This is a genomic window from Lysinibacillus sp. GbtcB16, from assembly GCF_019091145.1.
Lineage (GTDB): Bacteria > Bacillota > Bacilli > Bacillales_A > Planococcaceae > Lysinibacillus > Lysinibacillus fusiformis.
In genome coordinates this window covers 326,753-349,686 of the sequence record NZ_JAGXJV010000002.1, presented here as the reverse complement: position 1 = coordinate 349,686, position 22,934 = coordinate 326,753, and the positions used below count along the sequence as shown (strand labels likewise).

Here is a 22,934-nt window from a genome sequence, read left to right as displayed (position 1 = left end):
ATCGTTCAAGCATTCCCTATAACGTGGGGATTCACGTTCGCTTTTTTAAAGGCGACTCTCATAAGTCCATTCACATAAGCTACAAATCAGTTCTCACCAGCCACTGACTCTCTACATTGCACACTTATGTTACTACTCTTATTCAACAATTTCTCAGCTATTCTCATCTAAACTCAGCTCATCTGTTCTTAGGCTGACCACGCTCCCGTAGCCTTCTACCTTGACCGAACAAAAAGTTAGCCTTAATTCTATGCCAAACAAATATAATTGTCAATGAATTTTGAAGAATCAAGTGATTGACATGGATTTCAGAACCTTTTTATATAGGTATATTACCCTTTTTAAATCCCACAAAAAGGAAATACTACTCCTACTGTTGAAAATTTTCTGAGTATTGACCTTGTAAAAATATCAAGTTATAGTAATTTCAGAACTTTTATTTTTTCTATATAACAAAAGAAGGTAGGAACGTCTATGTCCGTTCGTAAAAAGCTAAATCTGGGCTTCATTTCATTAACATGTTTACTCTTCATTTCAAGCATTGTGAGCTTTCTTCAATTTAAAGCTACGCAAAATGATCTAGAAGAAGTGCTGCAAAATCGTATAGTTCAAATGCAATTAACAGTGAAAATCCAGCAAGAACTCGCATCGCAAGGTTTATTTTTACGTTCCTATATTCTAAATCAAAAGGATGAAACAGCTAAAGCTAATTTAGAGCGCTATGAAAAGCTATTACCAGAATCAGTGAATGAACTTTCTACGCTTGTTCGTTCTGATTACACAAAAAATATCATGCAGCAAATCACAGCACTACAAAAAGATTTACTTACTCATTCCGAAGAGGCGGTCCAAGCCTTCAATAATGGAAATGTAGATTTAGCACTCTCTTACATAAATAATGATGTGACAAAAGATAATAAGGAAATCTTTCAATTGACGAAGGAAATGTTAGAGTATCATAATGAACAGCTTCAAAAGGTTGATGCTGAAGTTAATCAAACGGTTGCACGAGCAATTATTATTTCCATCACGCTACTATTGGCTAGTGTCGTTATTGGCGTATACTTTATGTTTTTTGTTAAAAGGTCGATTGTCCAGCCATTGCGTCAGGCTATTGGAGCGGCTGATACATTAGCACAAGGAGATTTAACGATTGATGAGCTGACTCACCAATCAAAAGATGAAATTGGTACACTAGCCGTGGCCGTCAATACGTTAAAGCAAAATCTAACTGGATTAATGTCAAACATCCAAGATAGTGCCTCCCACCTATCAGCTGTCTCTGAAGAGCTATCTGCTAGCACGGAGGAAGTGACGGCAACATCTGATGATATTGCCCAACGAATTCAAGAAAACTCAACACATATCGTTTCATCCGCTAGTGCTTCACAGCAAAGTGCTGTAGCAATGGACGAAACAGCAGCCGGTGTCCAACGCATTGCAGAAGCGACACTAAGCCTTCATTCCAATGCAGAAAGTATGACTCAGCTCGCACAAACAGGAGGAACAACTATTTCCATAGCGAAAGAACAAATGTCTATCATTTCTGTGGCTACCTCTGAAATTGCTACATTAACCGAAAAATTAAGTAAACAATCAGAAGAAATTGGACAAATTACAACCGTCATCACGGCCATTTCAGAGCAAACAAATTTACTGGCATTAAATGCGGCAATTGAAGCAGCAAGAGCTGGGGAACACGGTAAGGGCTTTGCAGTAGTAGCTGATGAAGTACGTAAACTTGCTGAGGAATCCAATCAGTCTGCCAATCAAATAGTTGCCATTACAAAAGAAATTCTGACAGATACACGCAATGTTGCAGTTGCCGTCGATCATGGACTGGCTTCTGTAAAAGATGGGGTAAATAAAATTCACGAGGCAGGGGATGCTTTCTACTCAATCACATCAGCTGTGACTGCATTTACTGAGCAAATTGAAGAAATCTCTGCTACATCTGAAGAAATTTCCGCCAGTGCTGAACAGGTTGCTGCCTCTGTCACGGAAATAGCTAGTGTGTCAAATCAATCAGCGAGCAATTCACAAATAATTGGTGAGTCTGTTGATGAACAAGTCGCAACAATGCAGCAAGTGAACGCGGTCGCTGAGGAGTTAAGTCAACATGCCCAGCAGCTACAAACATTACTTCAACAATTTAAAATATAAAAATGAAAATCTGCTGCTTTTTAGAAAGCCAGCAGATTTTTTTGCATCATAAAAGCAGGGTATAGAAAACAATTTGTTTTCTACCCCTGCCCATTTAAATTATACAGTAGGTTCGTCTGTACCCCATTGTTTTTTCTCTTTCTTGTGTAGCTGTCCATCTGATTTTTTCATTTCACGAATTTTTAATGAATACCAGATTTGAGCTGCGATACAGATGGAAGAATACATACCTGTAATTAAACCAATCAATAACGCGATCGAGAAGTTTTGAATAGATGGTGCACCGAAAATTAATAAAGCTATAACAACAATAATAACTGTTAGGACTGTATTAACAGAACGTCCCATTGTTTGTCGTAGTGATTTATTTACTATGTTCGCCAATACTTCACGGTCATTAATCGTATCATAACGATCTAAGTTTTCACGCATACGGTCAAAGGTAACAATCGTATCATTAATGGAATAACCAACAATTGTTAACACAGCCGCAATAAATGTAATATCTACTTCTAAACGCATGAAGCTAAAGACGGCAACAATTAAGAATACATCATGCAATAATGAAACAATTGCACCGATACCCATGCGCCACTCAAAGCGAATTGCTACATAAATGATGATTCCAAGTGCTGCAAGTGATAATGCTTTAATGGCATTTTTCACCAATTCCTTACCGACTGTTGGTGATACCGTACTTACAGTAGGCTTATGACCATATTTATCTGTTGTTTCTTTTTGGAATTTTAAAATATCTGCTTGTGATAAATCGGATTTATAACGTACAACTGCAGATGTACTCTTTTCTCCTGAAAGGACAATATCCTCCGAAGGGAAACCGATGCTATCAACAAATTTTGCTACTTCTTCTTGTGTTAATGTTTGTTCTGCTTCAATTTGAATACGTGTACCACTAGAGAAATCAATACCAAGGTTTAGACGGAAAATACCCATAACCACTATCCCAGCCACTAAAATGGCTAAAGAGAATGTATAAAATTTCTTACGGTTGTGAACAAAATCGAAACGATCAAATTTCGTTGATAAATCTAATGTGCCAATGTTTTCATCTAAACTATGTTGTTTAGATTTGGCAATACCATACCATGCTGGATTATTGAAATAGCCACTGTTAACAAGGACTCCTAATAGAACGCGAGAACCCCAAACCGCTGTTAAGAAGCTCAATAAAATACTGATAATTAATGTAGTGGCGAATCCTTTAACAGAGCTTGTCCCGAAGTAAAATAGAACGCCAGCTGCTAATAGAGTCGTCAACTGTGCATCGACAATCGCTGATAAAGATTGTTTAGAGCCGATTTGGAACGCCTGCTTAGCAGAATATCCTACTCGAAGCTCTTCTCGTATACGTTCTGCTGCTAGAATGTTGGCGTCCACAGCCATCCCTATACCGAGTACAATAGCAGCAATACCCGGAAGTGTTAATACGGCGTTAATCCAATCAAATACAACCAAGACTAAGAAAGTGAATACAACAAGTGTAATGATGGATATAAAGCCTGGTAAACGATAGTAAAATAACATGAATAAGAAAATAATTACTACACCGACAATACCTGCAAAAATGGTACTTTTCAGTGCCTCATCACCAAACTGAGCACCAACAGAAGTGGAGTAAATTTCGTCAAGCTTAACAGGTAGTGCCCCTGCATTTAAAATTCCTGATAAATTTTTTGTTTCATCAACAGAGAAATTACCACTTATCATAACGTCTGTAGTATTTAAAGTCTGACTAACTGTTGCTGCTGATGAATAGCGAGGCTTCGCTTTTTGTGATTCCGCTTTATAGGAATCAACACCCTCTTCAAAGTCTAACCATACAACTAATAAATTTTGTCCTACAGGTTTCGCAGCAATTTTACTTGTTACATCTGCAAATTTTTTCGCATCTTTTAATTTTAAAGATACGATTGGGCGATTTTGCTGGTCAAAGGAAGCGCTAGCTCCATTTTCCGTTAAATCATTCCCATCTAATAATAAATTATCATCCACATCACGGAATGTTAAATTCGCAGAAGTAGATAGTAACTTACGTGCCGATTCCTGATCTTCAACACCAGCTAATTGCACACGGATACGGTTTTCTCCCTCAACCTGAATGCTTGGTTCACTAACACCAATCGCATTGACACGGTTACCAAGGGCTGTTGCCGTAGCAGCAACAACTTCCGGCGTGATTTTTTGTCCTTCTTTTAATTCATTTACCTCGTAAAGAACCTCAAACCCGCCTTGTAAGTCAAGACCAAGCTTAATGTCCTTTAAGACGCCGTTTACAGTCGTACTAATTCCAGCTACTAAAAGCACAAGAATTAATAGGAATGCAACTATACGACTTTTTAGTTTCATTGAAAATCCTCCTCGAAATGGTGTAAGGGTTGTCCTTACACCCCAAACAAGTAACTAGCAATACCTTTTGAAACGATTAATCCTCCTTTTCCTTAGAATCATGTTACCTGTGTCTCAAAAAGGTAGCTTCACTTATTTCATTCGTTCATAACGCGCAAGTTTATCTTTGTATTATTAGGTACTAACCTTCCTAATGCAAATAATATCGCATGGGAGGTTTATGTAAGTAAACAGTTTTTCAAAATAAAAAAAGCGCAACACACTTATTATGAAACAGGTTGCGCTTGGTGTCAATTCAACACATATAGGTTTCTTTGAATTCTTGCAAAATTTGACACATCGTCATTTACGTTCTGACTGGACCAAGCAGTAATTGTAATTCTTCTGTATTCAGTTCTTCAAACCAATTATCACTTTGTAAAAACTCTACTTGATTAAATGAGACGATATCAGATGGTGATACCGAGAATATGGTAGCAATCACCTCATATAAGCGTAGTTGATCTACTTTCTTTTTTCGCCATTTTTTTTCAACACAGTACCGCCAAAGCTCTTCTGCCGTTATAGCATCGTAATGAAAATACTTGAACTCTGCTATCTTACTATCAATTGCAGGACGAATTTTTTCAAATAGTTGCTCATATTGCATACTCATTTTGAATCATCTCCAATCAAAGTCGTAACGTAAGACATGCTTGCATACAAATAGTGTAAATGAATTTTTGCGGCTTGAGAAGGGACGGATGGCATGAGTTCTTTTGTACGGGGTACTTTATTTTTAATGTTTGTCATTTTTTTATCTAAACTTTTTGGCTTCTTTTATAGAATGCAATTTATGCGAATTGCTGGTGAAGAGGCAGTCGGCATTTATATGACCGTCTATCCAGCTTTTATTTTCTTCATCTCACTCATTCAACTTGGACTACCTATTGCTGTAGCTAAAATTGTGGCAGAATTACTAGCAAAAAATAAACGCGAAAGCATATTTGGCGTCATGCGTACTGCTATTCTTTGGTCATTTATTGGCATGATCGTTTTTATGCCACTCGTTGCACTTACTATACCATATATTTCTACGACACTCTTACATAATGAACATACAACTTTCACCTTATGGATTGCACTCTTTGCCGTACCAGTATCAGTTGGTTCCGGTTTATTACGTGCTTATTTACAAGGAATCGCTAAAATTACACCGACCGCCTGGTCACAAATGATTGAACAAGTTGTGCGTATTAGCTTTATTACACTAATGCTGCCATATGTGGCTAACTATAATAATGCTGCAGTGACGGCAGCTGCTGCAATGGGTATTACGCTTGCTGCAGAGGTAGTAGCATTCCTCTATTTATGGCTGCATTATATAATTTCAAAAAAGAAACTAATTGCGCGCAAAACAAAAATCGAAGGGTATCCTTCATCACCAATGCTCCGTATAGCACTACCTTCCGCAGGCAGTAAGCTTTTTGGTTCTTTCACTTGGTTTTTAGAACCAATCATCTTTTTGAAAGCTTTGACAGTGGCAGGATTAACGGCATCTGCAGCTACCATTCTATACGGCGTTATCTCAGGTGTGTTAGTGCCATTACTGCTATTTCCTGCGTTTGTGTCAACAGCTTTATCGATTGTTCTTATTCCAGCGGTCAGTGATGCCGTCGCTCGTCAGCACACTTCTCTGCTACAGGAGCGGATTTCGGTTTCCTTACGATTATCTTCTTTAGTGGGCTGTTTTGCCGCTACATATTTCTTTGTACATGGTGATGAATTGGCCATGAAGCTTTTCCATTTAGAAGAAAATCGTGGTTACGTGAAAATTTTAGCCCCCATTTTTTATTTTTATTATATTCAAAGCCCTTTGCATTCCATCCTTCAGGCGATTGGCGAAGCTCGGGCTGCGATGATGAACTCTATCTATGGTGGCCTAGGAAAATTATTTGTTATGTTTGTACTTGCCTCTCAGCCCGGTATTCAAGAAAAAGGGGCTGTGGTAGCTATTGGCTTTGGCGTTTTAATGACGTCTTTCTTGCATATCGCAACTGTTAGACAACGGAAAAACTTACGAGCAGGCTTTAGAATGTTTGTCGTACCTTATAGTTGCTTTATTGCCGTTTGTATCGCCCAATACTTCCTAATGCCATTACTATCACTACCATTTATTTTAAACAGTTGTGTCACATTATTTTTATTATTTACAAGTTTATTATTTACCAATCAATTACGTATAACGGATTTCCGCTATATCCGTAAATTAGCCAAGAAAGTTTAGCTTTCCTTTAATTGGATATACAGTCGTTCGTCTTCCCAAATACAGAAAAACACTGTTTTACTATCTGTAATATTATTTTTAGCTAGTTCATTCTTCAACCATTCCACATCTTTATGCATCGTTAATAAATGTCTTTCTTGAATATCTCCATCAATAATTAATGGATAAACAAATGGTTTTTCATCTTTTTTGTAAACGGAAAGATTACCCGAAGGTTCTAAATAGGCAAATGCAACATCGGAGACAGAGGCGATACCACTTTCTCGCAATTGCTGACATAAATCATCCAAATTATAACGGTGTTTCCGCATTTCACTCTCTAATATCACACCGTCTTTTACTAGTAATGCTGGATCACCGTCAACTAAGTCGCGGATTCCTTTGAATTTTAACGATAAATAAGCACTTAGTATTTGTATAAAGAGCAAAATAATAATGGGTAGAATCGCATTAAATAGAGGATTTTTATAATCATCTAACGCAAAGGCAGCCACTTCAGCAATTAATACAAATACAACTAAATCGATAACAGATAGCTCACCCACTTCTCGTTTACCCATTAATCGAAAGACGATGATGATAAACACATATAAAAAACAGGTTCTAAAAATTATATGGAAATATTCTTCCATCAGTATACACCCCCATAATATCAAGGTGACCTTATTTTTGTTTTTTATACAGAATGATGGTGTCATCTTGCTGAAAAATGATTTTATTCAAGGAATAGTCTTTAGTTGTTCGTACAAAATATAAAGAACGACATACTTTAAACTATAAACAGCAAATAAGGTGAGAAAATGATGAGGAAAATGATTGCTTTCGTTGTTGTTTATATCGTTCTGTTCACGTATCCATTCCTTACTTATGGATACGAAGAACAGACTATACCCGTTCTTATGTACCACCATTTAGCGGACAATATAAACAATAATACGGTTATTTCACCCAATAATTTTGATAAACAGATGAGAGCACTTAAGGAAGAAGGTTATCATGCGATTTCAGTCAAAGAATTACATGATTACTTAACGAACCAAATCAAATTACCTGAAAAGCCTGTATTGATTACTTTTGATGATGGCTATCTCAGCAATTACGAAAAGGCCTATCCGATTTTGAAAAAATATGACCTACATGCTGAAATCTTTGTTATTGCAAGTCGAATTGTCGACACAGCCAAAGAAATTTCCTATCCACATGAAATTGCCAAAATGAACTGGGATCAATTAAAAGAAATGCAAGATTATATAACGATCCAAAGCCATACTTGGGACTCGCATTATAAATTACCTTCAAAATTCGGTAGAATGAATGGTGCCATTTACGGCCCAAGCTATTTGAACGGACAATTAGAAAGTCAAGAGCAGTACGAAGCAAGGGTCAAGGATGATTTTATTCACTCCAGAAACATCATTAAAGAAAAATTAGGCTATGAGCCCATCGCCATTAGCTATCCATATGGTATTCAATCTGCAACTGCCATTAAAATAGCGCAGGAGGCTGGATTTAAAATGGGCTTTGTCATTCAAAATAAAAATGTCAAAAAGGGTGATGGATTATTTACACTGAGTAGAATCATTGTAAATGGCAATGATTCGGGTGCCGACTTAATCCATAAAATAAATACAATGCAATAAGAAAAGGCTTACAATATGGCTAATACCTATTGTAAGCCTTTTTCTTTTTATAATTACATTTCTTTTTCAACTCGGCCGATTGCTTGACGGTCAAATTTTACACGTACATTATCAGCGATTTTTAATGTTACTGCTGTGTCCTCGATTGCATCAATGACACCATGCATGCCACCGATAGTAATGACTTTATCTCCACGTTGCAAACTACCTTGCATATTTTGTGTTTCCTGCTGTCTTTTTTTAGCTGGACGGATTAAGATAAACCACATAGCAACGAACATTAATAATATTGGTGCTAAGCCTAATAATTGATCCAAAATACTTCTTGCCCCCTTTCCAAATCTCACTTTTTTAGTATAGACTATTCCACCATTAAAAAGCGATGGACAAGCCCAAAAATTTTCTCATTTACTAATATTTTTTCTATGATTGACAATATTTTGCTAGAAATATTCACTTTTTACAAAGTTTTGAATGATTTTGCCATACTATGGCTAGTCATTTAGGACATTAGAGTATTTCTAATGCCCTTTTTTATGAAAAACTCGTCCACTTTATTATCCTTACAAAAGTAATTGGTTAAAAGTTTTTCGCATCTGGTCCATTAAAGCCATATTTCTCGAAAAACTCTTCTCGGAAATCACCAAGGCGATCTTGACGAATTGCCTCACGTACTTGTTCCATTAGCTTTAATAGGAAATGTAAATTATGATATGACGTTAAACGAATACCGAATGTCTCTTCTGTACGAATCAAGTGACGAATATAAGCTCGTGAATAGTTTTTACATGTATAGCAATCACAGTTCGGATCAATTGGCCCAAAATCACGAGCATATTTTGCATTCTTAACGACTAAACGACCTTCTGATGTCATCAGTGTACCGTTACGCGCAATACGTGTTGGCAGAACACAGTCAAACATATCAACACCACGAATGGCACCATCGATTAATGAATCTGGTGAACCCACTCCCATTAAATATCGAGGTTTATTTGCTGGCATTAACGGTGTTGTGAACTCAAGAACACGGTTCATAATATCTTTCGGTTCTCCAACAGATAACCCGCCTATAGCGTAGCCTGGGAAATCTAACTCCACTAATGCTTCTGCAGAACGACGGCGTAGATCCTCGTACTCACCGCCTTGAATAATTCCGAATAACCCTTGTTCTTCCGGACGATTATGAGCTTCTTTGCATCGTTTTGCCCAACGTGTTGTACGATCTACTGATTGCAGCATATATTCATGTGTTGCAGGATACGGTGGACATTCGTCGAAGGCCATCATGATATCCGAGCCTAAGTCATTTTGAATTTCCATCGCTTTTTCTGGACTTAGGAATAATTTATCTCCATTAAGATGATTACGGAAATGAACGCCTTCCTCTTCAATTTTGCGGAACTGACTTAGCGAGAATACTTGGAAACCGCCTGAATCTGTTAAAATTGGTCGATCCCAGTTCATAAATTTATGCAGTCCGCCTGCTTCCTTGACGATATCATTGCCTGGACGAAGCCATAAATGATACGTGTTAGATAAGATAATACCAGCATTCATTTCTTTTAATTCCTCAGGAGACATTGTTTTAACCGTTGCTTGTGTCCCAACTGGCATAAATGCTGGCGTTTCAAAGGAGCCGTGTGGTGTATGCACGATACCAAGACGTGCTCCTGTTTGTTTACATGTATGAAGTAATTCATAGCGAATTGCTGGTTGTGTCATAAAAATAAAACCCTCTCTGATCTGAAGTAAAAACAGTACTCCGATTATTTCTTTTTTATTCTTTTGGTCGAATAAACATAGCATCACCAAAACTAAAGAAGCGATATTTTTCTTCTACAGCTTGCTGATAGGCACTTAAAATAGATTCTCTAGTGGCTAGCGTACTCACTAGCATAACAAGTGTTGACTTTGGTAAATGGAAGTTTGTAATTAAACCATCCACCACAGAAAACGCATAGCCTGGATAGATGAAAATAGATGTCCAACCTTGCTCTGGTCGTACCTCACCATCATATTTAGAGCCAATTGTCTCTAATGTACGTGTGGAGGTTGTCCCAACAGCTATTACCTTACCGCCATTACGCTTTACACGATTAATCGTGTCTGCCGCTTCGTCCGTCACACTATAAAATTCGGCATGCATTTCATGGTTTTCAATCGAATCCACACTAACAGGACGGAATGTCCCAAGTCCGACATGAAGAGTAATAAAGACAACCTCTACCCCTTTTGCCTTTACTTGTTCTAATAATTCTTCTGTAAAATGTAGACCCGCCGTTGGAGCAGCAGCTGAGCCACGTTCTTTCGCGTAGACCGTTTGATAGCGATCTTTGTCTTCTAATTTCTCTCGAATATAAGGCGGTAATGGCATTTCACCAAGCTGCTCTAATATTTCATAAAAGATTCCATCGTAATGAAATTCAAATGTTCGTCCACCATGGTCAAGCTCACCTGTACAAGTAGCTGTTAGCAAGCCATCTCCAAATGTGATAACTGTCCCTACTTTTACGCGTTTTGCTGGTTTTACAAGTGTTTCCCACTCGTCTGAACCTGCCAATTGCTTCAGTAATAATACCTCAATATGGGCGCCTGTCTCCTCTTTTACACCCATTAAGCGAGCCGGTAAGACCCTTGTATCATTTAACACCAGACAATCTCCCGCACGTAGCTCATCTAAGACATGTGCAAAATGGTGATGCTCTACTTCATTTGAGCCAGGTGTCACAACCATTAATCGACTAGCTGTACGGTCTACTAATGGTGTTTGGGCAATAAGCTCCTCTGGTAATTCAAAATCAAAATCTTCTACACGCATGAAAAAAACTTCCTTCTTTATGTTTGTTGGGGATACTCATATCCAAAATGTTCGTAGGCTAAATGTGTCGCCACTCTTCCTCGTGGAGTGCGTTGAATAAGCCCAATTTGCATGAGATAGGGTTCATAGACATCTTCTATCGTCACCCGTTCCTCACCAATTGATGCCGCAAGCGTATCTAAGCCCACAGGACCTCCTCGAAAGCGCTCAATCATGTTCGTGACAAGTTTATGGTCAATATGATCAAGCCCTCTTGGATCCACTTGTAACAGCTCTAAAGCTTGCTTTGCAAGACCCTCCGTTATCATACCATCTCCAAGCACTTGTGCATAATCTCGTACTCGTTTCAATAGGCGATTGGCAATTCGAGGTGTACCACGAGAACGTCTCGCCATCTCCATTGCTGCTATTTGCTCAATTTCTACCTCAAATAAATGGGCACTGCGAGCAACAATTTCAGCAAGAGAAATATCATCATAGTACTCTAAGCGTAATAATACACCAAAGCGATCTCTCAGAGGGGCTGATAAGGCACCAGCTCTTGTTGTAGCACCTACAAGGGTAAAGGGAGGTAAGTCAAGTCGTACAGAACGTGCTTCAGGACCTTTTCCCACCACAATATCTAAACAGAAGTCCTCCATTGCTGGATATAACACTTCTTCAATGGCACGAGGTAGTCGATGAATCTCATCAATAAATAAAACATCACCAGGCTCTAGTGAGCTTAAAATCGCAGCTAAATCTCCTGGACGTTCAATTGCTGGACCACTTGTCATGCGAACATTGACACTCATCTCATTTGCTATAACAGCAGCCAATGTTGTTTTACCAAGCCCTGGTGGTCCATATAACAACACATGGTCTAAACTTTCCTGCCGAAGTTTTGCTGCCTCAATGAAAATTTGTAAATTTTCCTTTACTTTATGTTGCCCTATGTATTGGGCTAACCTTTGTGGGCGTAAAGATAATTCAAACTGTTCATCATAGCCACTGGCCTCACTAGCCATCATACGTTCAGACATGCCTTTTCCCTCCTTTTCTTATTTTAATTTTAATAATAGTTGTAACGCTTGTTTCATAAAGGCATCTGTCGTTTCAAGCTTGTCGTTATCCTCAAGCTGTGGGCGAATTTTTTCGAGCTCCTTTTCAGAATAACCAAGTGCCATTAAAGCAAGTATCGCTTCTTCTAATTCGTGTTTATAAGCATTAACGCCAAACAATGGCAGTTCATCTTCTGTACTCGGCAGTTCAATTGTCTCTAATAAAGAGCCTAGCTTGCCTTTTAAATCTAATATCATCTGACGTGCGGTTTTTTTACCTACTCCAGGGAACTTCACTAAAAACGTTTCGTCTTCCCGTTCAATCGCACTAATAACCTGCTGTGGGTTGCCAGTCGCTAAAATAGCTAGTGCCCCCTTTGGACCTATTCCAGATACTAAAATTAACTTACGAAACAGCTCACGTTGATCTAGATTCGGGAAACCGTAAAGCATTTGTGCGTCCTCTCGTACATGTAAATGAACAAAAATTTGTTGTTCTAGTGCTGATGTTCGAAATGCAAACGGATTGGGTGTATTCAATTGCCAGCCAATCCCCTGTTGTTCTAGCACAATATATTCTGGTGTAATACGAGTAATTAGTCCTTTTAAATAATCATACATCTATATTCCCTCACAATCATCGTCTTCGATTATAGCATATAGCGAACGAATGCTCGACAGAAAGTAGTATCCAAAACGCTGTTCAAGACAAAAATGACCGCCAAATGACGGTCATTTCTTCACAAATCTATCAATATCGTACCACAGTTTTGGCCAATAGGTGAGGGCTCGTTTAGTAAATGGTACTAAATAATCTAAAAATACTAGTTGCTGATCAAGTGGCAAATCCACAGCAAAAAGCCATTCTCGCAACAGTTCATTCGGGTATTTTAAACGATGAAGCTTTCTTTTATCAAGTCGTTTCAGCTCTGGTAACTCCGCAAAGACTTTAGCTAAATCATAATCGACTGCAGGTAGTACTCGATGCAACCATAAAATATATTCGTCATCAGCTTCTCCAAGATGCGCCAAATCAAAATCAATTAAACGCAATTGTCCGTCCGTGCACCATAAAAAATTATGATGTACAACATCCCCGTGCAATAGTGTAATTTCTTTTTCAGCTACATCCTCCAAGGCAATTAACTGCAGCGATTTATCACTATAATGCAAAATTTGATCGATTTCTTCTTTCGTTAAGAAAGCCCGAAACTCATTTCTTCTGCTTTTAAAACGCATATGACGCATTTGCCATTTTAAAAGTTGTGAATAGGTATGCAAGCCAGGCAAGCGTTGCCAAGCGATTTTTTTATATGTGTCATGTAAGGCTATTAGTAGTTGAAGAGATTCCTTCCGATCCTTTTTATGAGTAAAATTGGCACCATGGCTTCCTTCTTGCCATTCTTGCACTATGAGCTGCTCATCATCACTCCGGACTAATGGTAGGATAAGGTTAGGTTCAATTCGACCTAGCTGGCGATGAATTGTTCTTACCTTCTCTGCAATCTCTAGTTGTTTTGCTCGTTTGACAAAATAAGTATTCGATCGATATCTATATTTCCAAATATTTGATTTTACCTCTTCGACAATATACGCTTTTTCACCATCGATAAGGCGTCATCCCGCCTGGGAAATAATGCGGTGACATCCAAGGTCCTACTGATGACGGGCACGGCGGTGGACAATGCGTTGGACATGGTGGTGGTGGACAATGACATGGATCCATTTGCCATGCAGGCATTGGCATCGGCATCGGTTGTGATTGACAGCCACATGGTTGTGCATCACAGCCACATGATTTACCCATGTTCATTTCAGGCATCATATTAAATTGTGGCTGCATTTGTTGATTAGGCGTGTGGAAAAATGGTGATGTGGACTCCAAGAAGTCTTCCATCCCGCCCACTTTATTTTCTGGCATCTCAAAGGACATCGGCTGCTGCGGCATCATATACTGCTCGGCCTGTGGCTGCATTGGCATCGGCCACCACATTTGATGATGATAAATTGGTTGATGGCAGCTTGAGCAATGTGGTACAGCAGGCATATGTGGCATGATATGCATTGGCGGTGGTGCTGGTTGTGGCATTGGATGTGGCATTGGCTTCGCTACAGGTGGTGGTGGCGGTGGCGCTGGTTGGATTTGTACTGGTGGTGGTGTTGTGACTGTTTGCTCCATTTGTGGCATGACTAATTGTTGGTGCCAATTCATTTCTACAGGCTGTGGAACCCACATCGGTTGTTGTGGCATCTGCATTGGCATAGGCATTGGTATAGGTATTGGAATCATTTGTGGCTCTGGCATTGGCATTGGAGCTGGCGGTACAATTGGTGGTGGTGGTGGCATTGGCCTTTGTACCTCTTTTTTCGGAACTTCCTTAGGTGTCTCCTTATGCATTTGTGATTCCTTTTTTGGCATTTCTTTATGTGACTCTCTATGTGGCTCTTTGTTTATTTTTTCAGGCAATATAATTTCCATGCCCGGGACAATATAATCTGGGTTGGCAAGATGGACATTGAGCCGCTTCAAATCTTCAAACGAAATGCCGTACTCTTTCGCAATCTTCCACAATGTGTCTCCCTTTTGAACAATATGAATACGCAATTTTTTCCTCCCTTCCTCTCTACGTATCATATGTTCAATGTTCCATTTGGATACAAAAATTTCAACAAGTTAGAAATGCTTCATGGTACACTAACCTATAGGGAATACTGTTTCCATTATTACGGGCAGAGGTGATCTCTTATGAAAAAAATGTTAGGCGAGGAACGCCGACTGCAACTATTAGCGCAATTACAAAAAAGTAAAGCACCTATAACAGGGACAGACTTAGCTAAATTCGCCAATGTTTCTAGGCAAGTTATTGTCAATGATATGACTTTATTAAAGGCGAGAAACGAACCCATTATCGCTACGAGTCAGGGTTATCTTTATATGCATCAGGAGCAATTACAGCAAACTGTTGAACGCACATTACCCTGCATACACACATCTGAGCAAACAGAAGATGAGCTCATGACGATTGTAGATTGTGGAGGCACCGTCAAAAATGTTATGGTTGAACATCCTATTTATGGCGAACTAACAGCCTCTATCATGGTGTCAAACCGTCATGAGGTAAAACAATTTATTGAACGAGTTAATGCCACTCAGGCTAATTATTTATCTGCACTAACAGGAGGCATTCATCTTCATGTCATAACAGCCCCCTCTGTGGAAGTTTTAACGTTAATTGAACAAGCCTTACAGAAAAAGGGCTATTTGGTGACAGACCAATAAAAAAAGCACAGTATTTTCTCATACTGTGCTTTATATCATTAGATGATGACTCGTTCCACTCCTTCAACCTATTAGGAGAGAAATCGTTGTCTTTGTGAAGGGGTAGGTAAAAGGCATTCCTTTTTGGTGCCAAATAAACGATAGCGTTGCTTGGCAAACCGTCTATATAACATATTGCGAATAATTGGGGGCACCAGAATGAACAGATAATAGCAAGGCCAAACCTTCTCCAAATTTTTGGCTATTTTTAAAGCTGCAGTCGACTCAACATATGCTTTCCCATCTTCAATGAGGATCACACTATCTATTTTTTCGGATATATTAAACTGTCGGAGTAATGCTTGACCGACATCACTTTGTAATGACGCAAATTGAAAATAACCTGCTTGATCATGTTTGATAATAAATTGAACGGTGCTATCACAAAAGTTACAGATACCATCAAATAAAATGATCCCACACATTATATTTCCCCCTTAGAGCTATGCTTCGTCAGATGTAAGATACGTAAAGTATGTACCTAATGACTTTACTTTGCAACCTAGTGCAGCAAGTTCTTCCATTGCACCGCGCATCATTGGTACTTTTTCATCCGCTAGCACATCTATCATGAAGAAATAATCACCTAGTCCTGTCTTCAATGGACGCGATTCGATTTTACTTAAATTCAGTTGACGCCATGCAAAGACAGAAAGCACTTGATGTAATGCTCCTGAACGGTCAGTTGGCAATGTAATCATTAAAGTTGTTTTCGCTTGCCCATCAGATAATTCTTGTGGCAAACGTTGATTTTTCTTAGACAGAACAAAGAAACGAGTATGGTTAAAATGGAAATCATGGATATTGGACTCTACTATTTCAAGGCCATATTTTTCTGCGGCAGCTGCATTTCCTACCGCTGCTATACATTGCTCTGGGTTTTCGGATACATATTTCGCAGCGGCTGCTGTTGAAGTTGTTTGTTGAAGTGGCACATGACTGAAACGATAAAATAAATATTTATGGCATTGCGCTAAGGCATGTGGATGGGAATAGACCCCTTCGATGGACTGCCAATTATCCATTTGCGCTTTATTGACCATTAAATGCTGCTGTATTTTCAGTAATAATTCACCTGTTACATATAGTGATGCTTCATGGAATAAGTAATCAAGTGTAAGCGTAACTGAACCTTCTAAGGCATTTTCTAATGGTACAACGGCTAAATCTACCTTTCCCTCTGCTACTGCCTCAATACATTCAGGGATCGTTGCACAGGGTACAAGCCACTCATTTGGAAAAGTAGCCTTTGTTGCTAAGTATGTAAATGATGCTTCCGGTCCTAAATATGCGATTCGATTTTCCCATTGTTGCTTTGTCATTGCAAAAACCTCCTTTATGGAATAAGGAGCAGTCCCTAGTGATTGATGTATCACTGAGGGACAGCTCCTTATTTGAGCTTTGGTATCGTATTATTACTCCAGTGTTGCAAGAGCATATGGATTATTAAACACGATAATTGTCATTTTTGTCAAAAATTAAAGGATCGAACACCTTACTATGATTATAAAGCACCAGAACTAATGACTTCCGCTGACTCAACAAAATCTAACCGTTTTAATTGCTGGATTAAGTCATCAAGATCACATGTCATACTTGTTACATCTAGTGATAATGTAACATTGGCACGTCCCTGGATAGGGATTGTTTGATGAATCGTCAATACGTTACAATGTGTAATTGTCACAGTTTCTAGAAGCTTAGCAAGTGTTCCTTTTCTATCTTGAAGCTGTAAAAAGACTGTTAAAATGCGTTCCTGCACGATTGAATGAAAAGGAAAAACCGCATCACGATATTTGTAAAACGCACTTCGCGATAAATCCACCTGCTTTACCGCATCCCAAATGGAAGATACTGAACCACTTGATAATAAGTGCTTCGCCTCCAAAGTTTTTTGCATTGCATCCGTTAAAACATCCTCACGAACTAAATAATATCGCTGATTCGCAACATTCTTCATACGCTTCCCCCTAAAACTCATGTCTTAATCGACAAATTCAAATTCAAACTCTTGTAGGCGAACTGTATCGCCATCCTGTGCTCCACGTTCACGTAGAGCCTCGTCCACACCCATTGCACGCAATTGACGAGCAAAACGACGTATACCATCTTCACGGCTAAAGTCCGTCATTTTAAATAAGCGCTCAATAGCATAGCCACTAATAATGAATGTACCGTCATCGTCACGAGTGATTTCGAAATCTTCACCTTTAGCCTCATGCTTGTACATAACCGTTGCGTCTGATTGTTCCTCTACTTCATCATACAGTGGGAATTCAGGCGTTACTTCTAATAGATCCGCAATAGCAAACAACAGCTCTTTTAACCCTTGACGTGAAACAGCAGAAATTGGGAAAATTTGAACGTCTTCTCCTACCTTTTGGCGGAATGCTGTTAAGTTTTCCTCTGCATCAGGCATATCCATTTTATTGGCCACAATAATTTGTGGACGCTCTGTTAAACGAAGATTATATTGTTTTAGCTCATCATTAATTGTTAAATAATCTTCATAAGGATCGCGACCTTCCATTCCTGACATATCAATCACATGGACGATAACGCGTGTACGTTCAATATGTCGTAAAAATTGGTGGCCTAATCCTACCCCTTCATGAGCTCCTTCAATTAGCCCTGGTAAATCTGCCATTGCAAAGCTTCGGTGATCATCTGTTTCAATCATGCCTAAATTCGGTACAATTGTCGTGAAATGATAAGCACCAATTTTTGGCTTAGCAGCAGAAACAACCGATAAAAGTGTTGATTTACCAACACTTGGGAAACCAACTAACCCTACATCTGCTAAAACTTTTAACTCTAATATAACATTTAATTCTTGTCCTGGCTCACCTTTTTCAGAAAGTTCTGGCGCTGGGTTGGCAGGTGTAGCAAAGCGAGAATTTCCACGTCCACCACGTCCTGCTTTCGCAATAACGGCTCTTTGCCCATGCTCGACTAAGTCAGCAATAACGGCATTTGTTTCTTCATTCATAACCACTGTACCTGGTGGAACTTTAACAATTAAATCTTCCGCATTTTTACCGTGCATGCCTTTACTCATACCATGCTCGCCACGCGGTGCTTTAAAATGGCGTTTATAACGGAAATCCATTAACGTACGTAAGCCTTCCTCTACTTCAAATACGACATTACCGCCATGTCCACCATCTCCACCAGCTGGACCACCGTTCGGTACATATTTTTCTCGACGAAAGGCCACCATGCCATCTCCGCCGTCGCCACCTTTAACATAAATCTTTACGTGATCGACAAACATTTAGTTCACTCCCTATTTGCACTCAAGACATATTGCCAGCGTGTATTTGTCTGCTCAATTGTTTGAATGTTGAATTGTTTCAAACCTTTTTCGGTGAATGCATCAGCACTCCATAACCCATTTAGCGTGAATGTCACGGCAAATGTATGATCGTCAACACGTACATCAAGCGTGAGGATCTGCTCTGTAAATGGATCTAATGTATCATAAACATGCATAACTGTTTTGTTTAAGTAATCTACAATTTCCTGATCAATCTTATTGGTCACAGGCTTTTTTATGTCGCTGTTTATTTTCCAAGCTAAGGAAGGGAAACGCCATCCTGCTGTTTGGAACCATTCGATTGTTTGTGGTAATTGTAGTCGATTGAGGATAGAAAACACTCTTAATTGTTCTGAAAAATGCTGAATAAGTTCCTTTGATTCATCAACTCTACCTAAATCTAAATTCATGCGAATCAATTGCAATTGATTCACAAAATCATGATTTGCAAAACGTAATACTTCACTAATGGTTAGTGATTGATTGTTCATCCCATTCACTCCAATAAAGTTATCTTTACTAGTATAACAAGTTTTGCTGTATTTTTCCCTTAATTCTTATTTCAATTATGCCCAGGCATAATTACGTCTGAAATCGCTCTGTTTTACGCCAACGAGAAGTTGGTTAGTCGTTGCTACAAGACATGACGACCATAGTCAGAATTCCTTTATTTCAGTGGCTTTTGACACTACAAAAAAAAGGAAAACCGCCTATTTTTTATCACCTAACTACTGTTGCTACACTTTCTATTTAACAGCCATCTGTGAAAGTGGTTGAAATTTAGCCAAAAAAAGGACTGCAATAAATGCAGTCCTCCGCTTTATGATATCTTATAAAAGATTAAGCTTCTTGTGGTGCTGGGTATACAGATACTTGTTTGCGATCGCGACCTAAACGTTCGAATTTAACAACGCCGTCAACTTTAGCAAATAGTGTATCGTCACCACCACGACCTACGTTTGTACCTGGGTAAATTTTTGTACCGCGTTGACGGTAAAGAATTGAACCACCAGTTACGAATTGGCCATCAGCACGTTTAGCACCAAGTCGTTTAGACTCAGAGTCACGTCCGTTTTTAGTAGAACCTACCCCTTTTTTCGATGCGAAAAGTTGAAGGTCTAAAGCTAATAATAATTTCATCGAGTTCCACCTCCTACTTGGTTGTAGTTGATTTGGATGTATTGTCCGTAATTTTGCACCATAGAATACACTTGGGCAGTCATTACTTGAACAATTAACTGTAGTTTTGCATCTACTTCAGGCTCTAAATCTGAGGGTAGATCTACCTTAAGATAGCCTCCACCTTCAGCTGCTTGTTCGACTTCTGGCTGGATTTGTAATAATGCATAAATAGCATTTACCGTACCAATGGCAATAGTAGATGCTCCTGCACATACTAAATCTTTCCCAGATTCATCGTACCCAGCATGTCCTGAAAATTCGAATGCTGACACATGTCTATTTTCATCGTGATGAATCGTAACTTGTATCATTCGCTACACCTCACTATTAAGCGTTGATTGCTTCAACAACTAATTTTGTGTAAGGTTGACGGTGACCTTGTTTACGACGGTAGTTCTTTTTAGCTTTCAATTTGAAAACAACGATTTTTTTCGCACGGCCTTCTTTAACAACTTTCGCTGTTACAGTAGCACCATCTACGAATGGAGCACCAACTTTAACGTTTTCGCCACCTACGAATAAAACTTTATCAAAAGTTACAACCTCGTCAGCTTCTACGCCTAATTTTTCAACGTAGATTTCTTGACCAGCTTCTACTTTGATTTGTTTACCACCAGTTTCAATAATTGCGTACATTTTACTGCACCTCCTCTTAGACTCAGACTCGCCTGTTTACAAAGGTGATCTTATAGTAAGATACTTGTACCTTCCCAGAGCGGTTGTAGTAGCACGGGTGCTACAAACAATAACATTAAAATATTACCACATGGCTTTTTTTAAGTCAATCTATTCATAACATATTTTTCAAAAGCTATACGATATTTTCGATAACGCCATTCTTTTAAAACTTGAAGCCAAATAAATAAACAAATGATTGCTAAAAAAATAGATTGTGGTAAGAAATTTAAAGTTATCAGAAATAACGTCGTGGCAACCATGAACGACAACCAATAATACATTTCCACCACTCGAGCATTTGGATAATATAAAAATAACCATGCTAACAGTATCCTGCCACCATCTAATGGTAGGATAGGCATCATATTCACTAATAATAGCACAAGTTGAACGCTTATTAGCTTACCTGCGATTAGCTCGGGCATAAAAAAAGCGAGGCCAATCCCTAAAATAGTAGCGATTGGTCCTCCTAATGCAATCCATAGGAGTGACGATGCTTGCACAACCGCTGGATTTTCAAATTGAATTTCCCCCCCGTAAGGTGCAATAACACATGATTTTACTCTTACGCCACACAGTAGGGCTGCTAATAAGTGACCTGCTTCATGCCATATTAGCGAGAAAAAAATAATAGCATAATAAGCAAGTTGTCCACTAAAAATCATGACAAATACGAGAGGAATACAGAGAAGATGTAATTTAATCTTCATGGGTCTCCATCGTTTCCAACCATTGTACAATTTGCTCTAAATCGTAATGAGCATCTCCCTTTTCAATGGAAAGATAAAGTTGCCCAGCTTCTTTCATACCAATCAAATCATTCGCCTGTATGGATGTATAAGGTAGCTGCGCTAAGCTATCTAGCATGCCATAAGAGACGGTTGTACCATCATCATAGCTAATGGTCATGGTCTTACCAGTATATTTTGTATGGCCAGTGAACACGACTAAACCGTTCTGTCCAGCATAAACGGGTAAGCCAACATCATACTGCAATAAATACCCCTCTTTAAAAACCTGGGCATTAGCAAAAGTTAAAAGATCTGCTTGCCCCACATCACTAGATACTGTAATGGTCTCATTTTCTTTATCAAACCAACTTTGCCCCAGCTCACTTAAGTACGTTAAATCTGCCGAGGTTGTGACCATCTTTCGAACAGGCGTATCAACTACCCCCTGATCTTCTAAACGAATTACAAGCATAGTAGCTGCCACGAGTAGTATTGTGAAAAACCATTTCCATTTTTTAAACAAGCCCTCATCCTTTTTTCCACACTATATGTGATTGCATGTCCAAACATGCAAAAAAACCTTCTCGCACAAATGCACGAAAAGGTTTTAAATTATCTTGAAAATAATGATTTAAGTTTTGAAAACATACCTCTTTGCTCATCTTGAATAGCCATTAATGGAACCGACTCACCCAATATACGACGAGCAATATTTCGATAACCCAAAGATGCTTTATTAGAAGGGTCCATAACGATTGGTTCTCCTTTATTGGAGGATGAAATAACACCTTCACTGTCAACAATAATTCCTAATAGATCAATAGACAAATGAGTTGTAATTTCATTCACATCCAAAGTGTCGCCGCTTTTCATCATATGTTGTCGAATACGATTGATGATGAGCTTCGGAGCAGTGATATCTTCCTGTTCTAATAAACCAATAATTCGATCTGCATCTCGAACAGCGGAAATTTCAGGTGTTGTGACAACAATCGCATGATCTGCACCTGCAACGGCATTTCTATAGCCTTGTTCAATACCTGCTGGACAATCTATTAATACATAATCATAGTCTCTTTTTAATTCCTCTATTAAGCTCTTCATTTGCTCAGGGGTAACAGCATTTTTATCTGTCGTTTGAGCAGCAGGTAATAAAAATAGTTTATCATCCACGCGCTTATCTTTAATCAATGCTTGATGTATTTTACAGCGCCCTTCCACTACATCGACTAGATCATAAATAATACGATTTTCTAGGCCCAAAATAACATCTAAATTACGCAGGCCAATATCTGTATCAACTAAACATACCTTTTTACCTTGTAGAGCCAATGCAGTCCCAAGGTTAGCCGATGTCGTTGTTTTTCCGACACCACCTTTACCCGAAGTTATGACGATCGCTTCTCCCACA

25 protein-coding genes and 2 other annotated features (1 of these 27 cut by a window edge) are annotated in these 22,934 nt (G+C 38.8%); of the genes, 4 read left to right on the top strand and 21 right to left on the bottom strand.

Translation table 11 applies throughout. The features are described from left to right. Positions 1–155 (bottom strand) — a binding site (T-box leader); it reaches 112 nt to the left of the window's first position. A gap of 319 nt (positions 156–474) precedes the next feature. Beyond that, entirely contained in the window at positions 475–2,163 is a 1,689-nt protein-coding gene (locus tag KVT27_RS13585) for a methyl-accepting chemotaxis protein (protein WP_036119195.1), read from the top strand. A 99-nt stretch (positions 2,164–2,262) separates the two neighbouring features. Here KVT27_RS13585 and secDF read toward each other — a convergent pair whose 3' ends face one another. Then, positions 2,263–4,530: a protein translocase subunit SecDF gene (secDF, locus tag KVT27_RS13580; RefSeq protein ID WP_036149238.1), complete on the bottom strand. Its 2,268-nt coding sequence runs from the start codon at positions 4,528–4,530 to the stop codon at positions 2,263–2,265. Between the two features lie 346 nt (positions 4,531–4,876). Beyond that, entirely contained in the window at positions 4,877–5,185 is a 309-nt protein-coding gene (locus tag KVT27_RS13575) for a post-transcriptional regulator (protein ID WP_008181166.1), read from the bottom strand. Between the two features lie 93 nt (positions 5,186–5,278). On the opposite strand from KVT27_RS13575, the gene KVT27_RS13570 reads away from it, so the two are divergent. Beyond that, positions 5,279–6,796 (top strand): putative polysaccharide biosynthesis protein, encoded by a 1,518-nt coding sequence (locus KVT27_RS13570; RefSeq protein ID WP_036119202.1) that lies wholly within the window; start codon positions 5,279–5,281, stop codon positions 6,794–6,796. Here KVT27_RS13570 and KVT27_RS13565 read toward each other — a convergent pair. Further along, the gene (locus KVT27_RS13565; protein WP_036119206.1) at positions 6,793–7,428 is read right to left on the bottom strand and encodes a DUF421 domain-containing protein; all 636 of its coding nucleotides are present in this window, start codon (positions 7,426–7,428) and stop codon (positions 6,793–6,795) included. The two genes, KVT27_RS13570 and KVT27_RS13565, sit on opposite strands and share 4 nt — an antisense overlap. Before the next feature lie 171 nt (positions 7,429–7,599). Between KVT27_RS13565 and KVT27_RS13560 the strand changes: the two genes are divergently transcribed. Beyond that, positions 7,600–8,436, top strand: a complete 837-nt coding sequence (locus KVT27_RS13560) for a polysaccharide deacetylase family protein (protein ID WP_233301394.1) — start codon at positions 7,600–7,602, stop codon at positions 8,434–8,436. 53 nt (positions 8,437–8,489) lie between these two features. On the opposite strand, the gene yajC is transcribed toward KVT27_RS13560, so the two are convergent. The 7 genes from yajC to KVT27_RS13525 all read right to left on the bottom strand — a co-directional run bounded on the left by yajC (position 8,490) and on the right by KVT27_RS13525 (position 14,902). After that, a complete protein-coding gene (gene yajC, locus KVT27_RS13555; protein WP_036119213.1) occupies positions 8,490–8,753 on the bottom strand; it encodes a preprotein translocase subunit YajC in 264 nt (87 codons plus the stop codon). 262 nt (positions 8,754–9,015) lie between these two features. Continuing rightward, complete coding sequence (tgt, locus tag KVT27_RS13550) at positions 9,016–10,161, bottom strand: tRNA guanosine(34) transglycosylase Tgt (RefSeq protein WP_008181181.1); 1,146 nt, start codon at positions 10,159–10,161, stop codon at positions 9,016–9,018. Positions 10,162–10,216: 55 nt separating this feature from the next. Beyond that, positions 10,217–11,257, bottom strand: a complete 1,041-nt coding sequence (queA, locus tag KVT27_RS13545) for a tRNA preQ1(34) S-adenosylmethionine ribosyltransferase-isomerase QueA (protein WP_036119217.1) — start codon at positions 11,255–11,257, stop codon at positions 10,217–10,219. A gap of 17 nt (positions 11,258–11,274) precedes the next feature. Beyond that, positions 11,275–12,279 carry a Holliday junction branch migration DNA helicase RuvB gene (ruvB, locus tag KVT27_RS13540; RefSeq protein WP_008181185.1) on the bottom strand — a complete coding sequence of 335 codons (1,005 nt, stop codon included), beginning with the start codon at positions 12,277–12,279 and terminating at the stop codon, positions 11,275–11,277. An 18-nt stretch (positions 12,280–12,297) separates the two neighbouring features. After that, positions 12,298–12,918 (bottom strand): Holliday junction branch migration protein RuvA, encoded by a 621-nt coding sequence (gene ruvA / locus KVT27_RS13535; RefSeq protein WP_036119220.1) that lies wholly within the window; start codon positions 12,916–12,918, stop codon positions 12,298–12,300. Positions 12,919–13,029: 111 nt separating this feature from the next. Beyond that, positions 13,030–13,863 carry a phosphotransferase gene (locus tag KVT27_RS13530; RefSeq protein ID WP_080709132.1) on the bottom strand — a complete coding sequence of 278 codons (834 nt, stop codon included), beginning with the start codon at positions 13,861–13,863 and terminating at the stop codon, positions 13,030–13,032. A gap of 34 nt (positions 13,864–13,897) precedes the next feature. Next, a complete protein-coding gene (locus tag KVT27_RS13525; protein ID WP_036149243.1) occupies positions 13,898–14,902 on the bottom strand; it encodes a LysM peptidoglycan-binding domain-containing protein in 1,005 nt (334 codons plus the stop codon). A gap of 141 nt (positions 14,903–15,043) precedes the next feature. On the opposite strand from KVT27_RS13525, the gene KVT27_RS13520 reads away from it, so the two are divergent. After that, positions 15,044–15,577 carry a transcription repressor NadR gene (locus tag KVT27_RS13520; RefSeq protein ID WP_036119231.1) on the top strand — a complete coding sequence of 178 codons (534 nt, stop codon included), beginning with the start codon at positions 15,044–15,046 and terminating at the stop codon, positions 15,575–15,577. A 71-nt stretch (positions 15,578–15,648) separates the two neighbouring features. Here KVT27_RS13520 and KVT27_RS13515 read toward each other — a convergent pair whose 3' ends face one another. From KVT27_RS13515 to minD, 11 genes are all read right to left on the bottom strand, one after another. Next, entirely contained in the window at positions 15,649–16,041 is a 393-nt protein-coding gene (locus KVT27_RS13515) for a thiol-disulfide oxidoreductase DCC family protein (RefSeq protein ID WP_036119233.1), read from the bottom strand. Positions 16,042–16,059: 18 nt separating this feature from the next. After that, the gene (gene pheA, locus KVT27_RS13510; RefSeq protein ID WP_036119235.1) at positions 16,060–16,938 is read right to left on the bottom strand and encodes a prephenate dehydratase; all 879 of its coding nucleotides are present in this window, start codon (positions 16,936–16,938) and stop codon (positions 16,060–16,062) included. A gap of 182 nt (positions 16,939–17,120) precedes the next feature. Next, positions 17,121–17,576 (bottom strand): ACT domain-containing protein, encoded by a 456-nt coding sequence (locus tag KVT27_RS13505; RefSeq protein WP_004226679.1) that lies wholly within the window; start codon positions 17,574–17,576, stop codon positions 17,121–17,123. Between the two features lie 24 nt (positions 17,577–17,600). Continuing rightward, positions 17,601–18,890: a GTPase ObgE gene (gene obgE / locus KVT27_RS13500; protein ID WP_036119237.1), complete on the bottom strand. Its 1,290-nt coding sequence runs from the start codon at positions 18,888–18,890 to the stop codon at positions 17,601–17,603. A gap of 5 nt (positions 18,891–18,895) precedes the next feature. Then, on the bottom strand, positions 18,896–19,423 hold the full coding sequence (locus KVT27_RS13495; RefSeq protein ID WP_036149247.1) for a Spo0B domain-containing protein: 528 nt from the start codon (positions 19,421–19,423) through the stop codon (positions 18,896–18,898). 349 nt (positions 19,424–19,772) lie between these two features. After that, the gene (rpmA, locus tag KVT27_RS13490) at positions 19,773–20,072 is read right to left on the bottom strand and encodes a 50S ribosomal protein L27 (RefSeq protein WP_004226673.1); all 300 of its coding nucleotides are present in this window, start codon (positions 20,070–20,072) and stop codon (positions 19,773–19,775) included. Continuing rightward, entirely contained in the window at positions 20,069–20,425 is a 357-nt protein-coding gene (locus KVT27_RS13485; RefSeq protein WP_025114621.1) for a ribosomal-processing cysteine protease Prp, read from the bottom strand. Before KVT27_RS13485 ends, rpmA begins: the two co-directional genes overlap by 4 nt. A gap of 16 nt (positions 20,426–20,441) precedes the next feature. Continuing rightward, a complete protein-coding gene (rplU, locus tag KVT27_RS13480) occupies positions 20,442–20,750 on the bottom strand; it encodes a 50S ribosomal protein L21 (RefSeq protein ID WP_012295462.1) in 309 nt (102 codons plus the stop codon). A 14-nt stretch (positions 20,751–20,764) separates the two neighbouring features. Then, positions 20,765–20,845 (bottom strand) — a sequence feature (ribosomal protein L21 leader region). A gap of 45 nt (positions 20,846–20,890) precedes the next feature. Beyond that, complete coding sequence (locus tag KVT27_RS13475; protein WP_036119246.1) at positions 20,891–21,502, bottom strand: zinc metalloprotease; 612 nt, start codon at positions 21,500–21,502, stop codon at positions 20,891–20,893. Then, complete coding sequence (locus tag KVT27_RS13470) at positions 21,492–22,046, bottom strand: M23 family metallopeptidase (protein WP_008180705.1); 555 nt, start codon at positions 22,044–22,046, stop codon at positions 21,492–21,494. The genes KVT27_RS13475 and KVT27_RS13470 overlap by 11 nt, the downstream gene beginning before the upstream one ends. 89 nt (positions 22,047–22,135) lie before the next feature. Continuing rightward, positions 22,136–22,933 carry a septum site-determining protein MinD gene (gene minD / locus KVT27_RS13465; RefSeq protein ID WP_008180704.1) on the bottom strand — a complete coding sequence of 266 codons (798 nt, stop codon included), beginning with the start codon at positions 22,931–22,933 and terminating at the stop codon, positions 22,136–22,138. Position 22,934: the final 1 nt, after the last annotated feature.